This window comes from Solwaraspora sp. WMMA2065, assembly GCF_030345075.1.
Lineage (GTDB): Bacteria > Actinomycetota > Actinomycetes > Mycobacteriales > Micromonosporaceae > Micromonospora_E.
Genome location: NZ_CP128361.1, coordinates 1,937,163 through 1,951,208, shown reverse-complemented (window position 1 = coordinate 1,951,208; position 14,046 = coordinate 1,937,163). Strand labels below are relative to the sequence as shown.

Sequence of the window (14,046 nt, the reverse complement as noted above, 5' to 3'; positions counted from 1 at the left end):
GAGCGGTTCGGTATCCTCCCCGGCTCTTGACCGGACACTTCGGACGTCGCACGCCTGGCGCAGGAGCCGACGCGACGGCGTCCGAAGGTCGGTCGGGAGCCGCCTGACGGGCAGCCGGCGGCGGCGATCGCAGCGACGGCAGGGGAGGCCCGGATGCGAACCCGATGGACGACAGCCGCTGTCACACTGGCCCTGGTCGGCGGGCTGCTCGCCAGACTACCCGGGGCGTCGTCGGCTCACGACCCCGACACACCCGCCGGCCGGTCCTCGGCCGTGGCCTTCATGGCCCAGCGGGAGCCAACCCAGCAGCTCACCGCGCTGGCGCAGGTGAACTGCAGCAACGGCCAGGCCGGCGGCTACCCATGCCGCAACGTGGACCTGATGGCCTTCCTGCCACTGAGCCAGATCGGCGGCAGCCAGGCCAACGACATCTGGGGCTGGACGGATCCGGGCACCGGCCGCGAGTACGCGATCGTCGGGCGCCGCAACGGCACCTCGTTTGTCGATGTCACCGATGCCACCGCGCCGGTGTACCTCGGCAACCTGCCGGCCTACCAGAACCGGACCGCGATCTGGCGCGACATAAAGGTCCACCGCAACCACGCCTTCGTCGTCGCCGACGTCCGTGGCCACGGAATGCAGGTGTTCGACCTGACCCGGCTGCGCGGCGTGGGTAGCCCGCAGACCTTCACTGCGGACGCGCACTACAACCGGTTCGGCAACTCGCACAACATCGCGATCAACGAGCAGACCGGATACGCGTACGCGGTGGGATCGAACACCTGCCGGGGCGGCCTGCACATGATCGACATCAGGACGCCCACATCTCCGGCCTACGCCGGATGCGTCAACCAGGACGGCTACACCCACGACACCCAGTGCGTCGTCTACCAGGGCCCGGACAGCGCCTACACCGGCCGGGAGATCTGCGTCAGCTCCAACGAGGACACCGTAACCATCGTCGACGTGACCAGCAAGGCCAGTCCTCGGCAGATCGTCCGGGCCGCGTACTCCGGCCGGCAGTACACCCATCAGGGCTGGCTCACCGACAACCACCGGTACTTCGTCCTCGACGACGAGCTGGACGAGACCCGCGCCGGTGGCGGGACGAGGACCTTCGTCTTCGACCTGTACGACCTTGACGCGCCCCGGCACATCGGTACCCATACCTCCTCGGCGGCGGCCACCGACCACAACCAGTACGTCAAGGGCAACTACAGCTACCAGGCCAACTACCGGGCCGGACTGCGCATCCTCGACCTGAGCGGCATCGCCGCCGGGACGCTGACCGAAGCTGGGTACTTCGACGTCTACCCGTCGAGCGACTCCGCCTCGATGAACGGGGCATGGAGTGTGTACCCGTACTTCGCCAGCGGAACGGTGGTGGTCAGCGGCATCGAGCAAGGGCTGTTCGTGCTCCGGCCGAACCTGCCCGCTGTCACGTCGGCCGCAGACCGGCCGGTGACCGTCGACCGCCGGATTCCGGTCTGATGACGACCTCCACCACCCGACACACGACCCCGCCGGCTGCCGCGCCGGCGGGGTCGCCGGCTGCCGCCCCGCCAGGGTCGCCGGGTGCTGCCCCGGCACCGACCGGCCGCCGACCGACCAGCCGGATCGTCACGGCCGCGACGCTGACCCTGCTGGTCGCCGCCGCCGGGTTCGTCGCCGGCCGGGCGACCGGCCCGGCTGCCGGTACGTCGGCGGTCGGCGGGTCCACCGCCGCCCACGCCGGACATGTGGTCGGCGGTCTCGGTGTCAGCCAGGACGGATACCGGCTGGATCTGCTGGATGCTCCGACCACCGCCGAGGCCGCCGCCGAGCTGGCCTTTCGGATCCTCGGCCCGGACGGTGCACCGTTGACCGGCTACCGGCGTAACCACGAGCGGGATCTGCACCTGGTCGTGGTCGGCCGGGACTTCGCCGGCTACCAGCACCTGCACCCGCAGCGGGACCCGGCCGGCACCTGGCGGGTGGGCATCACCCTGCCCGGCGGCGGCGCCTACCGGATGATCGCCGACTTCGTCCCGGCCGGTGCCGACACGTCGTTGACGCTCGGCGCGGACCTGCTGGTCACCGGCGGGTACACGATCCGCCCGGCTGCCCCGGTGGACGAAGCGACCGTCCTGGTCGACGGCTACACAGTCACCCTGGACGGCGGACTGCGTCCAGGTGAGGCCTCCCAGGTACTGGTCTGGCTCGGCCGCGACGGCGAGCCGGTGCCGGACCTGGAGCCGTATCTCGGCTCGTTCGGCCACCTCGTCGCGCTGCGCCACGGCGACCTCGGCTACCTGCACGTGCATCCGGCCCCGGCGACCAACCCGAGCTCGGTGGTGGCGTTCGCCGTCCAGGTCCCGTCGGCCGGCACCTACCAGCTGTTCTTCGAATTCCAGCACGGTCAGGTGGTGCGGACCGCAGAGTTCAGTGTCACCGCGATCTGACCAGCACCGGTCAACCTCCCGGCCCGGTCCCGCGTCTTGGCGGTGTCCGCTCGACCAGGAGGTTTCCCGTGACCGTCACCCCTAATCCGGGCAGTTCCGAACCGCTGTGGTCGGTGGGCGGCATCACCGCCGCAGTCACCGCGCTGCTGGGCGTGGTGACCGCGTTCGGCCTGCCGCTCACCGAGGCACAACAGGCCGCGGTCCTCGGCCTCGCCGCGGTCCTCGCTCCGCTCATCGTCGCGCTGGTAGGCCGTGCCCGGGTGTACGCGCCGGCGACCGTCGAACGACTGGTCGGTGAGACCGCCCCGGAGGCCGACAGGTGAGCCGTTCCGGTACCTGCCGGCGCCGGCGCCGTCGGCGACCGCGAGAACACGCTCCGGCGGATGGTGGACAATCGGCCGGTGCCGTGACGCGGTGGGAGGTGGCGGGTGCGGATCCTGCTGGTCGACAACTACGACTCCTACACGTACAACCTCTTCCAGCTGCTCGCGGCGGTCGCCGGCAGCGAGCCGACCGTGCTGGCCAACGACGACCCCCGGCTCGCCGCCGTCGACCAGATCGCCGCGCAGTGCGTGGTGATCTCGCCCGGCCCAGGTCGGCCGCACCGGGTGACCGACCTCGGCTGGGGGTGGGAATTGCTCGACCGTCGGCGTGATCTGCCGGTGCTCGGGGTGTGCCTCGGTCACCAGGCGATCGCGTTGCACGCCGGCGCGCGGGTCGACCAGCGACGGGCCCGGCACGGCCAGGTCGACCGGGTGCGGCACACCGGCACCGGACTGTTCGCCGGCATACCCCAGGGTTTCGCGGCGGTCCGGTACCACTCGCTGCAGGTGACCGAACCGGTGCCGGCGGACCTCATGGTGAGCGCGAGGGCCGCCGACGGCACGGTGATGGCGGTGACGCACCGTCGGTTGCCCCGCTGGGGTGTGCAGTTCCATCCGGAGTCGATCGGCACCGAACACGGCGCCCGGTTGGTCGGCAACTTCCTGGCCCTGGCGCGGGCCGTCGGGCCAGCCACCGCCACTGATACCGCCACCGTCCGTCCGGTGACGGCCGGGCCGCGCCGCGCCGCCACCGCGTCGGTGACAACCCGGCAGCCGGCCCCTGACCCTGCGGCTGCCGACCCCGGCTGGCGGTGCGACGTGACGGTCGTCGACACGGAGATCGACACCGAGGCGGCCTTCCTGGAGCTGTACGCCGACGCACAGTACGCGTACTGGCTCGACGGCGCCGACGTCGCGGCCGGGCGTTCCCGGTTCTCCTTCCTCGGTGACGCCGACGGACCGCTGGCCGAGGTGCTCAGCTACCGGGTCGGCAGCGGCCGGGTCGAGGTGCGCCGGCCGGCCCGTCCGGTCGAGCAGGAGCCCGGCGGCATACTCGACGTGCTGCGCCAGCGGTTGGCGCGGCGGCGGATGCCCCCAGCCGAGCTGCCGTTCGACTTCGCCGGCGGCTACGTCGGCTATCTCGGCTACGAAATGAAGGCCGACTGCGCGCCCACCACCGCCCGCCGGGCCGACACCCCCGACGCGGTCTGGATCTTCGCCGACCGGCTGGTGGCCGTCGACCATTTACACCGGCGCACCTACCTGGTGGCGCTGAGCGTCGACGACGCCGGGCAGCGCGCCGCCCGGGACTGGCTGGCGGCGACGGCGACCCGGCTGCGGGTGGTGCCGTCGTCGGCGCGGCCCGGGCCGTCCGGCAAGTCGGCGGCACCGCCCGCCGGGACGGACCTGCGGCGGTGGGTGACGTCCGCCCGCGACCGCAGCCACTACCTCGCTGACGTCGACGCGGCCCGCACTCAGCTGCGCCGCGGCGAGAGCTACGAGATCTGCCTGACCAACCAGTTGCGGCTGCCACCGGTCGCGGATCCGCTGGCCTACTACCAGACGCTGCGCCGGACCAACCCCGCGCCCTACGCCGCCTACCTGCGGCTGGACGACATCGCCGTGGCCAGCTCCTCACCGGAACGGTTCCTGCGCATCCGCCCGGACGGCCGGGTCGACAGTAGCCCGGTGAAGGGCACCTCGGCCCGCGCGGACGACGCCGACGAGGACGACCGTCTACGTCGTACGCTGGCCAGCTCGCCCAAGACCCGGGCCGAGAACCTGATGATCGTCGACCTGCTCCGCAACGATCTCGGCCGGGTCTGCGAGGTCGGCTCGGTGCGCGTTCCCCGGTTCCTGGCCACCGAGACCTATTCCACCCTGCACCAACTGGTGTCCACCGTCGAAGGGCGGCTGCGTCCGTCGGTAGGCGCGGTCGACTGCGTACGGTCGTGTTTCCCCGGCGGGTCAATGACTGGTGCGCCGAAGCTGCGCACCATGGAGATCATCGACCGGCTGGAGCAGCGGGCCCGGGGGATCTACTCCGGTGCCCTCGGCTACTTCGGCCTTGGCGGTGGTGCCGATCTCAGCATCGTGATCCGTACCGCGGTGCTGACCGGCGACGGATTCACCGTCGGCACCGGCGGTGCCATCGTGCTGGACTCCGACCCGGCCGACGAGTACGACGAGACGATGCTCAAGGCACGGGCACTGCTCGTCGCGTACCGGTCGGCCACCAGGTCGGTCCAGTAACGGGGTGAGCTGGACACCGGCAGCCAGGGCGATCCGCCGGCCAACGGTTGATCGTCAAGTCGCAGGCATGACCGGTCGCCGGCCGGGTATCCGGCCCAGGTGGCCCAGGACACCGCGACCCGCGTCCCCGCCGTCGACGTCGCGCTCGACGCTGACGTGGTGGTGCCCGCCCGCACCCGCGCGGTGGTGCTGTTCGCCCACGGCAGCGGCAGCTCCCGGCTCAGTCCACGCAACCGGATGGTGGCCGGCCGGCTGCACGCGACCGGCCTCGCGACCGTCCTGGCCGATCTGCTGACCAAGGAAGAGGAGCAGATCGACGCGACCACCGCCCAACTGCGCTTCGACATCGCCCTGCTCAGCCGGCGGCTGACCGCGGTGGTGGACTGGGCCGTCGAACAGCCGGAGCTCGACGGCCTACCGGTAGGGCTGTTCGGCGCCAGCACCGGCGCGGCGGCGGCGCTGAGTGCCGCCGCGTCCCGGCCGGAACGGGTCGGTGCCGTGGTGTCGCGGGGCGGTCGGCCGGACCTGGCCGGGAACGTCCTGGCCGAGGTGCGGGCACCGACCCTGCTGCTGGTCGGGGAGCTTGATCCGCAGGTCGCAGAGCTCAACGCGGCGGCTGCGGCTGCCCTGCGGGCTCCGCACGACCTGCGGGTGGTGCCAGGCGCCGGTCACCTGTTCGCCGAGCCGGGCGCGCTGGACCGGGTCGCCGCCGACGCCGCCGGATGGTTCGACACACACCTGCACTGAAGTCGCTGCTTTCTGTAGCTGACCCGTCACTTAGTCGCGCTACCGGTGAGTGACGTGCGCGCACTTGTTACGGTCGTCGACCGGTGCGACGTGCGGAGGACGGCGGCGATGATGAACGGGACCATTGCTTACCTGGTGACCGGGCTGGGATGCCTGATCGCGACGGCTGGTGTGGTGGTGGCGGCGATCGCCGTGTGGCAGACCCGGACCCGCGGCGGCAGCTCTCGAAAAAGGTCCGGTGGGGGACCGGTCGACCCGTTCCACACCGGGGACACCGACGCGCTGCGTGGCGATCCGCGTCGCCTCGGCCCCGGCGACATCGTGGAGATCCGGGCACAGTCGTACGCGGTCCGCGGCAGCCTGCACTTCGCCGAGGGCAGCTGGACCTGGAGCGAGCACTTCCTCGACGACGCGCGGGGCGACAAGCTGTGGCTCTCCGTCGAGTCCGATCCCGACCTGGAGCTGGTGTTGTGGCGGGCGGCCGGGCCCGACCTGCAACACCTGCAGCCCGGCCCGGCTGCGGTGGACGTCGCCGGGCGCCGGTACCGGCTTGACGAGTCCGGCCAGGCCCGGTTCACCAGCGTCGGGGCGACCGGGCTGGCCCCCAGCGGCTTCGTGCGCTACTTCGACTACACCGCCCCGGACAACGCCCGGCTGTCCTTCGAAGGCTTTGGCGACTCGGGCCGGTGGGAGGTCGGCTTCGGCGAGGTGCTGCACCGCGCCGAGGTGATGATCTACCCCTCCGCCGGTCAGGCACCTACCGTCGGGAAGGCCTGACATGCTGGTCGCCCTGGACGCACCGTACGTCGACACCAGCGCGGCGGAGCTCAGCTTCGCGCTGGGTCTGGCCGAGCGACCCGCCCTGCACGTGCTCGAGCTGCCGCTGCCGGGCGCCGGCGGCGGTGCCCGCTCCAGCTCCGGTTCGCAGCCGCCCGGTTCGCAGCCGGCAGGGCTGCTGCGCCTGCGGTTACTCGGGGCCTCGCACCAGGTCGTGCTGCGTACCGCCGGCCATGACCTGGTCGAGACGCTCGCCTGCCTGCCCGGTCACCCGCCCGACCTGCCGGCGGTGGTGGACGCCGATGACGGCTACCGGTTCGCCGCGCGGGCGCTTCGGCTGTCGGCCGGCGAGCTCGCCGGGCGGGCCGACCACCTCCGCCGGCAGCTGACCGGCGACCCGCATGCCCTGGTCGGCGTCTTCCCGGGCAGCCCCGACGCACTCACCGCGCTGCACGCCCGGATCGATGGTGCACGGATCAGTTGGCGCACCTGGCATGCGTACCCGCAGACAGCCGAGTTGGTCGAGACCGAGACGGTGGTGACAGTACGGTGACTTCCCGCAAGTGGATCGTCGGTGGCGTGGTCCTCGCTCTGGTGGGCGTGATCGTGTCGTGCTGCGGGCTGGCCGCCGGCACCTTCTCCGCCCGCGGCTACGTCGAGCGCAGCTACGCCCGCTCGGTGGTCGACGACATCGGCTCCGACGCCGAGGGGTACCGCTCCGACCTGCCACCGCGCCAGGTGGCGCAGCAGCTCACCCGGGCGTTCAGCCCGGCCGACCAGTACACCGTCGGTGACCGTCACTACCTGCGCTACGGCGACGACTCGGTGGTCATCCTGCCGATCGCCGCCGGCTCGCTGATCCTGCTGGAACGCATGACGACCGCGTACCCCCGGTACCGCTCCGTCGTCGGCAACTCGTGGAACTGGCAGCGCGGCAGCACGATCCGGGGCGGCGGTCCCGGCACCGGCAAGTAACCACCCCCATCCCACCACCTGGAGTTGGCACATGTTCCGCACTCTGTTCGTCGATCTGCTGCTCACCCTGGCGTACGCCGGGGTGGGTCTGGTCCTGATGGCGCTCGGCTACCTGCTGGTCGACCTGGTCACCCCGGGCAAGCTGCACGAACTCATCTGGGCGCAGCGCAACCGCAACGCGACCGTGCTGCTCGCCTCGAACCTGTTCGCGGTGGGCACCATCGTCGTGGCCGCGATCGCCGCCGGGGAGAACAGCTTCGTCACCGGCCTGGTCGGCACCGCCGGGTACGGGCTGCTCGGCCTGCTCGTGATGGCGGTGTCGTTCGTGCTGCTGGACGCGGTCACCCCGGGCCGCCTCGGGGACATTCTGGTGGACCGGGAGCCGCACCCGGCGGTCTGGGTCAGCGCGACCATCCACCTTGCCACCGGTGCCATCGTGGCGGCGGCGATCAGCTGATGTCGGCGAGCAGCTGTCGTCGGTGGTCGGTTGATGTCGGCGGTCGTGGTGCCGGCGCCGGGTGACGGTGCCGGCCCCGTCACCCGGTACGCCCGGCTGGCCCGCCCGGCGGTCCTGGCCGCGGTCTTCGTCTGCGCGGCCTGCGGCCTGGTGTACGAGTTGGCGCTGGTCGCCCTCGGCAGCTACCTGATCGGTGACACTGTCGGCCAGGCGTCGATCGTGCTGGGCGTGATGGTCTTCGCGATGGGCGTCGGCGCGTTGGCGGCCAAGCCGCTGCAGCACCGCGCGGTGGTCGCCTTCGCCGCGGTCGAGCTCACCCTGGCGCTGCTCGGCGGGTTGTCGGTGCTGGGCCTGTACGCCGCCTTTGCCTGGCTGGACCTCTACGCGCCCGCGCTGGTGGCGACCGCGTTCGTGCTGGGGCTGCTGATCGGGGCGGAGATTCCGCTGCTGATGGTCCTGCTGCAGCGGATCCGGGCGCAGTCGGCCGGTAGCGCGGTCGCCGACCTGTTCGCGGCCGACTACGTCGGTGCCCTGCTGGGCGGTCTGGCCTTCCCGTTCCTGCTGATCCCGTTCTTCGGCCAGTTGCGTGGGGCGCTGCTGGTCGGCGCGGTGAACGCGCTGGCCGGAATCCTGCTGGTCGGCACGGTCTTCCGGGGTGATCTCGGCCGGCGCGGCCGGGCCGGGGTCGTCCTGGCCGCCACCGTGGTGATGGCGACGCTGGCCGGTGCCTATCTGGTGGCGGCGGACTTCGAGGTGACCGCGCGCCAGCAGCTCTACCGGGATCCGGTGGTGCACGCCGAACGCAGCCGCTACCAGGAGATCGTCCTGACCCGGGCGGTGTCGCCGGTCGCCGACGGCTCCGATCTGCGGCTGTACCTCGACGGGGATCTGCAGTTCAGCTCGGTGGACGAGTACCGCTACCACGAGGCGTTGGTCCATCCGGCGCTGGCCGGTCGGCGGGACCGGGTGCTGCTGCTCGGCGGCGGGGACGGGCTGGCCCTGCGCGAGGTGCTGCGCTACCCCGATGTCGCCTCGGTGACGGTCGTCGAGCTGGACCCGGCGGTGGTCGCGTTGGCCCGGGCCGAGCCGGACATCCGGGCGCTCAACGGCGCGGCCTTCGACGATCCACGGGTACGCCTGGTGCACGCCGACGCGTTCGCCTGGCTGCGCGGCGCACCGGGGGTCTTCGACGCGGTCGTCGTCGATCTGCCGGACCCGGACCAGACCGCGACGGCGAAGCTCTACTCAGTGGAGTTCTACTCGCTGGTCCGGCAGGCGCTCGGCCCGCAGGGCCGGATGGTGGTGCAGGCCGGGTCCCCGTACTTCGCGCCGCGTGCCTTCTGGTGCATCGAGGCGTCGGTGCGGCATGCGGGCTGGACGACCCGGCCGTACCACGTCGATGTCCCGTCGTTCGGTGACTGGGGCTTCCTGCTCGCGGTCGCCGACGGCGAGGGGGACGGCCCGGTGCCGACGCCGCGGGTACCTGCGGAGGCGCCCACGCTGCGCTTCCTGGACCCCGAGGTGCTGCGGGCGGCGCAGGTCTTTCCACCGGACCGGGGCCCGGTGCCGGTCGAGCCGTCGACGCTGCTGGACCCCCGGGTGCTCACCTACAGTCGGGCGGCGTGGCGCGGCTACTGATCCACCGTGTCCGCTGGGTGTGTGGACGATCACCGGCGACGGGTGAGCGGCACCACCGGTAGCCAAGCAAGCGACCGGTATGGTCGGTGGCTGGTTGGTCAGCACGAGGGGGTGCCCGATGGCGACGGGGTCGGACTGGATGACGCCGGGGGCACACCCGGTCGCGGACGGGTGTACCGGTGCCGGCGCACGGGCCGGTGGGTGACAGCGTCCATCGACGGGCGGACGAACTGCTGGCCCATCACCGGGACCGGTTGGCCGAGATGGCGGCCGCGGTCGGTGCCGGCGCGTGGACCGCGTACCTGGTGGCGCGGACCCTGCCCTGGACGCGACGCCGCACGCTCGACGATCGGCCGCCGTACCACCGGATGCTAGCGGTCAACGATACGGCGTTGCATCTCGATCTGCTGGCCGAGCAGGGCCGGGTGGCGACGCACCGGATGGGCGGCGTGCGTGACGTCGACGGTGGGCTGATCGGCGGGCTGAATGCCTGCGGGAACATGGCGGCCAGCCCGTTCGGACCGGGCTATCCGGGTGCCGGTACGACGCTCGCCGCCGCAATGAGGTACGGATATCTGAGCGGGCGCTCGTTGGCCGCCGGGTGAGCAGCCAGCCGGTCAGCCGGCCGGGGCCGGCGTGCCCGCATCGGTCGGGCGCGCGGCCAGGCCGTCGAGGAAGATCGCGGTGCACTGGTCGGCGAGCCGGCTGGTGGGATTGTCGGGGCTCGGTTGGAACCACCGGACCGACAGCCAGACCGCGTCGCGGATGAAGCGGTAGAACACCCGAGTGTCGATGTCGGGGCGGAACGCTCCGCTGCTGACGCCCGCTTCGATCACCCCGAGCCAGGCGCTCTGCACCTCGCGGGCGACGTCCTTGAGGTAGTGGAACCGGGCCAGGACACGCAGGTAGTTGACGTCGTTCTGGTAGATCTCGGTGGCGTGCGGGTGGGCCGCGGCGGTGTCAAGCGAGGCGCGGACCAGCTCGCGCAGCCGGGTCGCCGGGTCGTTCTCTCCGGCCAGCACCTCGGCGTACCGGTGGCGCAGATCCTCCAGGTAGGGGCCGAGGATGGCCTCGATGATCGCTTCCTTCGAGTCGAAATGGTGGTACAGGCTGCCAGACAGGATGCCTACCTCGTCGGCGATCTGCCGGACCGTGGTGGCGGCCACGCCGCGACTGGCGAAGAAGGCCGCCGCGCAGGCGATGATCTGCTGTCGTCGATCCAGCGACTCTGCCACGGTGCCTCTTTCGGGTCTGCGGTCCAACGAGCGGCCGCCAGCGTAGCAGAGCCGATCAAGCGCTTGGTGCGACGGTGTGACGGGTGTCGGTGCGGGGCTGGGTCGCCCCAGGTCGAGTTTCGGGAAGGCTGACGCGATGCCCGGGAGATTCACCGGAAAGGTTGCTCTGGTCACCGGCGCCGGCCGGGGACCGGCCGGGCCACCGCGCTGCGGTTTGCCGCCGAATCAGCGAGGGTTGTCGTCAACGACATCAATCCCGACAGCATCGCCGAGACCCGGTCGGGCCGAGCTGGTACCCGCCGGTGACCTCGGCGACGTCACCTCGGCCGACCAGGTGGCCGCCCTGGTCGCCGAGGTGGTCGACCGGTACGGCCCAGCCGACATCCTGGTCAACAAACGCCGATGGAGCACTGCCCGGAGCCGCCTGGGCGACGGTGGCCGACGCCAGCATCGAGGACTGGAGCGGATTCCTCGCGTTCAACCTCACCTCGGTGTTCCTCTGCGCCCGGGCCGTACTGCCCGGCATGCTGGCCGCCGGGCGCGGGCACATCGTCGGCATCGGCTCGATTCCGGCACCAACGGCCAGGTCAACGGTGCGGCCTACGCGGCCGCCAAAGGCCGGAATGGGTGCCCTGGTCGCCTCGATCGCCAAGGAGTACGGGTCTCACGGGATCTCGTCGAACGGGATCGTCGTCGGCAACGCGCCGTTTCCCAACCGGACCCCGGACTCGTCGTACCTGTCCGGGGCGATGGTCCCGGTCGATGGCGGATTCCACCGGTCCAACTTGTTGTGACGTACCGGGCGCTACCACCGGCGGCCCGGCCCACGCTATCCACCGAACAGTCCACCAGGGACACCGAACGCTGGAGTGTCGGCCCCCCGGGCCATGATCGCAGGCCGTAGTCTGGCGGACATGGCCCCTGGACGCCGCCGGCAGTGGCTGACCGCGCTGCGCTCCTGGGTGAAGGTCGGGACGAACCAGCCGTTGCTGCCGGTGGTACGCCGGGCCTTCCTGGCGTTCCTGCTGGCATGCCTGGCTACGGTAGTTCCACAGTGGCTAATCTCGCCTGTGGTCGAGCCGAGCCGGTCCTGGCCGGTGCTGCCGGCCGTCGCCGTCCTGGCGGTGCTCGCCGTGCGGCTGTACCGGCGGGAACAACCGACGATCGGCCATGACCTGCTCGCCGCCGTCGCCGTCGGCGTGGTGATCTGGGGGGTCGGGGCGCTACCGGCCGGCGGGGTGCTGTTCGTCGGCACCGCGCTGCGCGCACTCTACGGCGGCCTGCCCGCCGCTCTGCTGTCGGTCGGGTTCACCCTCGCGGCGATGACCACCGGCGTGCTCGCCGCTGGTGGCACCCTGGCTGAGGTGCAGCTCGGCCAGTACGGCCCCGGCCTGCTGCTGTCGTCGTTGGCGCTGCGCCTGGTGCTGCTCGCGGTCCGCCGGTACGAGGCCGGCACGGCGGCCCGGTTCGAGGCGGTCGTCCGGTCGTCGCGCGACGTGATCGTGCTGACCGACCGGGATACCACGGTCAGCTACCTGAGCCCGGCGGCGGCGGACGTGTTCCGGCTCGCCGACGGGCTGCCCGGCGACCGGCTGCTGTCCTGGATCGTCCCGGCGGACCGGCCGGCGGCCGACGCCTGGATTTCGCGGTTGCTCGGCGACGCCGGCGCGGCGGAGGCCCTGCAGTGCCGGGTCTTGACCCCGGAGGCCGAGGAGCCGGCCACCGTCGAGATCAGCGGGCAGAACCTGCTGCACGATCCGAACGTCCACGGGCTGTTGTTCGCCGTCCGTGACGTCACCGAGCGGGTGCGGCTCACCGAGCGGCTGCGCCATCAGGCGTACCATGATCCGCTGACCGGCCTGGCCAACCGGGCCCTGCTGCGGGAACGCCTGGCCACAGCGCTCGGCAGCACCACCGACGTCGCGCTGCTGCTGGTCGACATCGACTCGTTCAAGGTGGTCAATGACGCTCTCGGCCACCAGGCCGGTGACGACCTGCTGGTCGAGGTCGCCGGCTTGCTGCGGCGCCGGTTGGCGGCCACCGACCTGCTGGCCGCCCTCGGCGGTGACGAGTTCGCGGTGCTGCTGACTGCCGAGCGGGCCGCTGCCCGCGACACCGAGCGGATCGCCGACGACCTGTTGGCGGTCTTCGACCGGCCGATCGAGGTGGCCGGCCACCTGCGGCTGATCGGCGCCCGGGTCGGCATCGCGGTCAGCGACGGCGACGCCGACGCCGACCGGCTGATGCGCGAGGCCGACATCGCGTTGCAGATCGCCAAGGCCGCGCCCCGGGCCCGTCGGGTGCGGTACCGCACCGAACTGCACCAGGCTGCGGTCGACCGGGTGCGCCTGCAGGTGGAGGCGCAGGACGCGTTGTCGCGGCGCGAGTTCGTCCTGCACTACCAGCCGATCCACGCGCTGTCCGACGGTGCGGTACGCGGCGTGGAGGCGCTGGTCCGATGGCGTCACCCGCAGCGCGGCATGGTCCGGCCGGACCAGTTCATCCCGCTGGTCGAGGGCAGTGGGCTGATCGTTTCACTAGGCCGCTGGATTCTCCGCGAGGCCTGTGTCACCGGTGCTGGATGGCAGCGGCTCAGCGGCCGACCGCTGCAGATCAACGTCAATGTCAGTGTGCGCCAGTTCATGCTGGGCGACGTGGTCGCGGACGTGCTCGCCGCGTTGGAACGCTCCGGCCTGCCGCCGGCCACGCTGACCCTGGAGATGACCGAGAGCGTCCTGGCCACCGAGCACGACGCGATCGAGTCGCAGCTGTCCGCGCTGCGTCGACTCGGCGTGCGGATCGCACTCGACGACTTCGGCACCGGATTCAGCTCCCTCGGCCACCTGCACCGCTATCCGATCGACGAGTTGAAGATCGACAAGATTTTCGTGAGCCGGATCGGCGCCGAGGATCCGACCTGCCTGCCGGTGGTCCAGGCCATCCTGGCGATGAGTCGAGGGCTACGGCTCAGCACGGTGGCCGAGGGGATTGAGAACGACGACCAGCGGGCCGAGCTGACCGCTATGGGCTGCGAGTTCGGGCAGGGGTTCGGCCTGTCCCGGCCGGTGGAGGAGCCGGCCCTGCGGGCCCTGCTGCGCCGGTCCGCCGTGTCGTAGCCGGCCCGGACTGAGGCCAGCATGTCGGGTGTCGGGTTCAGACGAGGGTGTCGGCGAGGGTCTCCGGGGCGAACAGTTCCGCCG

General features: G+C 71.7%; 14 protein-coding genes. 13 read left to right on the top strand and 1 reads right to left on the bottom strand.

What is annotated here, in order from left to right:
* Window positions 1-153 precede the first annotated feature (153 nt).
* From O7610_RS08885 to O7610_RS08835, 11 genes are all read left to right on the top strand, one after another.
* Window positions 154-1,491: a choice-of-anchor B family protein gene (locus O7610_RS08885; RefSeq protein ID WP_289213041.1), complete on the top strand. Its 1,338-nt coding sequence runs from the start codon at window positions 154-156 to the stop codon at window positions 1,489-1,491.
* Window positions 1,491-2,441, top strand: a complete 951-nt coding sequence (locus tag O7610_RS08880; protein WP_289213040.1) for a DUF8832 domain-containing protein — start codon at window positions 1,491-1,493, stop codon at window positions 2,439-2,441. Before O7610_RS08885 ends, O7610_RS08880 begins: the two co-directional genes overlap by 1 nt.
* Before the next feature lie 68 nt (window positions 2,442-2,509).
* Window positions 2,510-2,764, top strand: coding sequence for a hypothetical protein (locus O7610_RS08875; protein ID WP_281555289.1), 255 nt, complete (start codon window positions 2,510-2,512; stop codon window positions 2,762-2,764).
* Between the two features lie 105 nt (window positions 2,765-2,869).
* Window positions 2,870-5,017, top strand: coding sequence for an aminodeoxychorismate synthase component I (gene pabB / locus O7610_RS08870; protein ID WP_281555288.1), 2,148 nt, complete (start codon window positions 2,870-2,872; stop codon window positions 5,015-5,017).
* Between the two features lie 99 nt (window positions 5,018-5,116).
* A complete protein-coding gene (locus O7610_RS08865; protein ID WP_281555287.1) occupies window positions 5,117-5,764 on the top strand; it encodes a dienelactone hydrolase family protein in 648 nt (215 codons plus the stop codon).
* A gap of 111 nt (window positions 5,765-5,875) precedes the next feature.
* Window positions 5,876-6,541 carry a DUF4178 domain-containing protein gene (locus O7610_RS08860; RefSeq protein ID WP_289213588.1) on the top strand — a complete coding sequence of 222 codons (666 nt, stop codon included), beginning with the start codon at window positions 5,876-5,878 and terminating at the stop codon, window positions 6,539-6,541.
* Between the two features lies 1 nt (window position 6,542).
* Window positions 6,543-7,094: a DUF2617 family protein gene (locus O7610_RS08855; RefSeq protein WP_281555286.1), complete on the top strand. Its 552-nt coding sequence runs from the start codon at window positions 6,543-6,545 to the stop codon at window positions 7,092-7,094.
* Window positions 7,091-7,516: a DUF4247 domain-containing protein gene (locus O7610_RS08850; RefSeq protein WP_123602249.1), complete on the top strand. Its 426-nt coding sequence runs from the start codon at window positions 7,091-7,093 to the stop codon at window positions 7,514-7,516. Before O7610_RS08855 ends, O7610_RS08850 begins: the two co-directional genes overlap by 4 nt.
* A 31-nt stretch (window positions 7,517-7,547) precedes the next feature.
* A complete protein-coding gene (locus O7610_RS08845; protein ID WP_123602248.1) occupies window positions 7,548-7,973 on the top strand; it encodes a DUF350 domain-containing protein in 426 nt (141 codons plus the stop codon).
* Window positions 7,974-8,006: 33 nt separating this feature from the next.
* Window positions 8,007-9,611 carry a polyamine aminopropyltransferase gene (locus O7610_RS08840; RefSeq protein WP_289213039.1) on the top strand — a complete coding sequence of 535 codons (1,605 nt, stop codon included), beginning with the start codon at window positions 8,007-8,009 and terminating at the stop codon, window positions 9,609-9,611.
* A 179-nt stretch (window positions 9,612-9,790) separates the two neighbouring features.
* On the top strand, window positions 9,791-10,216 hold the full coding sequence (locus O7610_RS08835; protein ID WP_289213038.1) for a hypothetical protein: 426 nt from the start codon (window positions 9,791-9,793) through the stop codon (window positions 10,214-10,216).
* Between the two features lie 12 nt (window positions 10,217-10,228).
* Here O7610_RS08835 and O7610_RS08830 read toward each other — a convergent pair whose 3' ends face one another.
* Window positions 10,229-10,846 carry a TetR/AcrR family transcriptional regulator gene (locus O7610_RS08830; RefSeq protein WP_289213037.1) on the bottom strand — a complete coding sequence of 206 codons (618 nt, stop codon included), beginning with the start codon at window positions 10,844-10,846 and terminating at the stop codon, window positions 10,229-10,231.
* A 434-nt stretch (window positions 10,847-11,280) separates the two neighbouring features.
* On the opposite strand from O7610_RS08830, the gene O7610_RS08825 reads away from it, so the two are divergent.
* Both O7610_RS08825 and O7610_RS08820 read left to right on the top strand, forming a co-directional pair.
* Window positions 11,281-11,640, top strand: a complete 360-nt coding sequence (locus O7610_RS08825; protein ID WP_289213036.1) for an SDR family oxidoreductase — start codon at window positions 11,281-11,283, stop codon at window positions 11,638-11,640.
* 120 nt (window positions 11,641-11,760) lie between these two features.
* Window positions 11,761-13,962, top strand: a complete 2,202-nt coding sequence (locus O7610_RS08820) for a putative bifunctional diguanylate cyclase/phosphodiesterase (protein WP_289213035.1) — start codon at window positions 11,761-11,763, stop codon at window positions 13,960-13,962.
* Window positions 13,963-14,046 lie beyond the last annotated feature (84 nt).

Coding starts and splice junctions, on each gene's coding strand:
- O7610_RS08860 (WP_289213588.1), top strand. CDS start 5,876: ATGAACGGGACCATTGCTTACCTGGTGACCGGGCTGGGATGCCTGATC.
- O7610_RS08880 (WP_289213040.1), top strand. CDS start 1,491: ATGACGACCTCCACCACCCGACACACGACCCCGCCGGCTGCCGCGCCG.
- O7610_RS08885 (WP_289213041.1), top strand. CDS start 154: ATGCGAACCCGATGGACGACAGCCGCTGTCACACTGGCCCTGGTCGGC.
- O7610_RS08840 (WP_289213039.1), top strand. CDS start 8,007: ATGTCGGCGGTCGTGGTGCCGGCGCCGGGTGACGGTGCCGGCCCCGTC.
- O7610_RS08820 (WP_289213035.1), top strand. CDS start 11,761: ATGGCCCCTGGACGCCGCCGGCAGTGGCTGACCGCGCTGCGCTCCTGG.
- O7610_RS08845 (WP_123602248.1), top strand. CDS start 7,548: ATGTTCCGCACTCTGTTCGTCGATCTGCTGCTCACCCTGGCGTACGCC.
- O7610_RS08855 (WP_281555286.1), top strand. CDS start 6,543: ATGCTGGTCGCCCTGGACGCACCGTACGTCGACACCAGCGCGGCGGAG.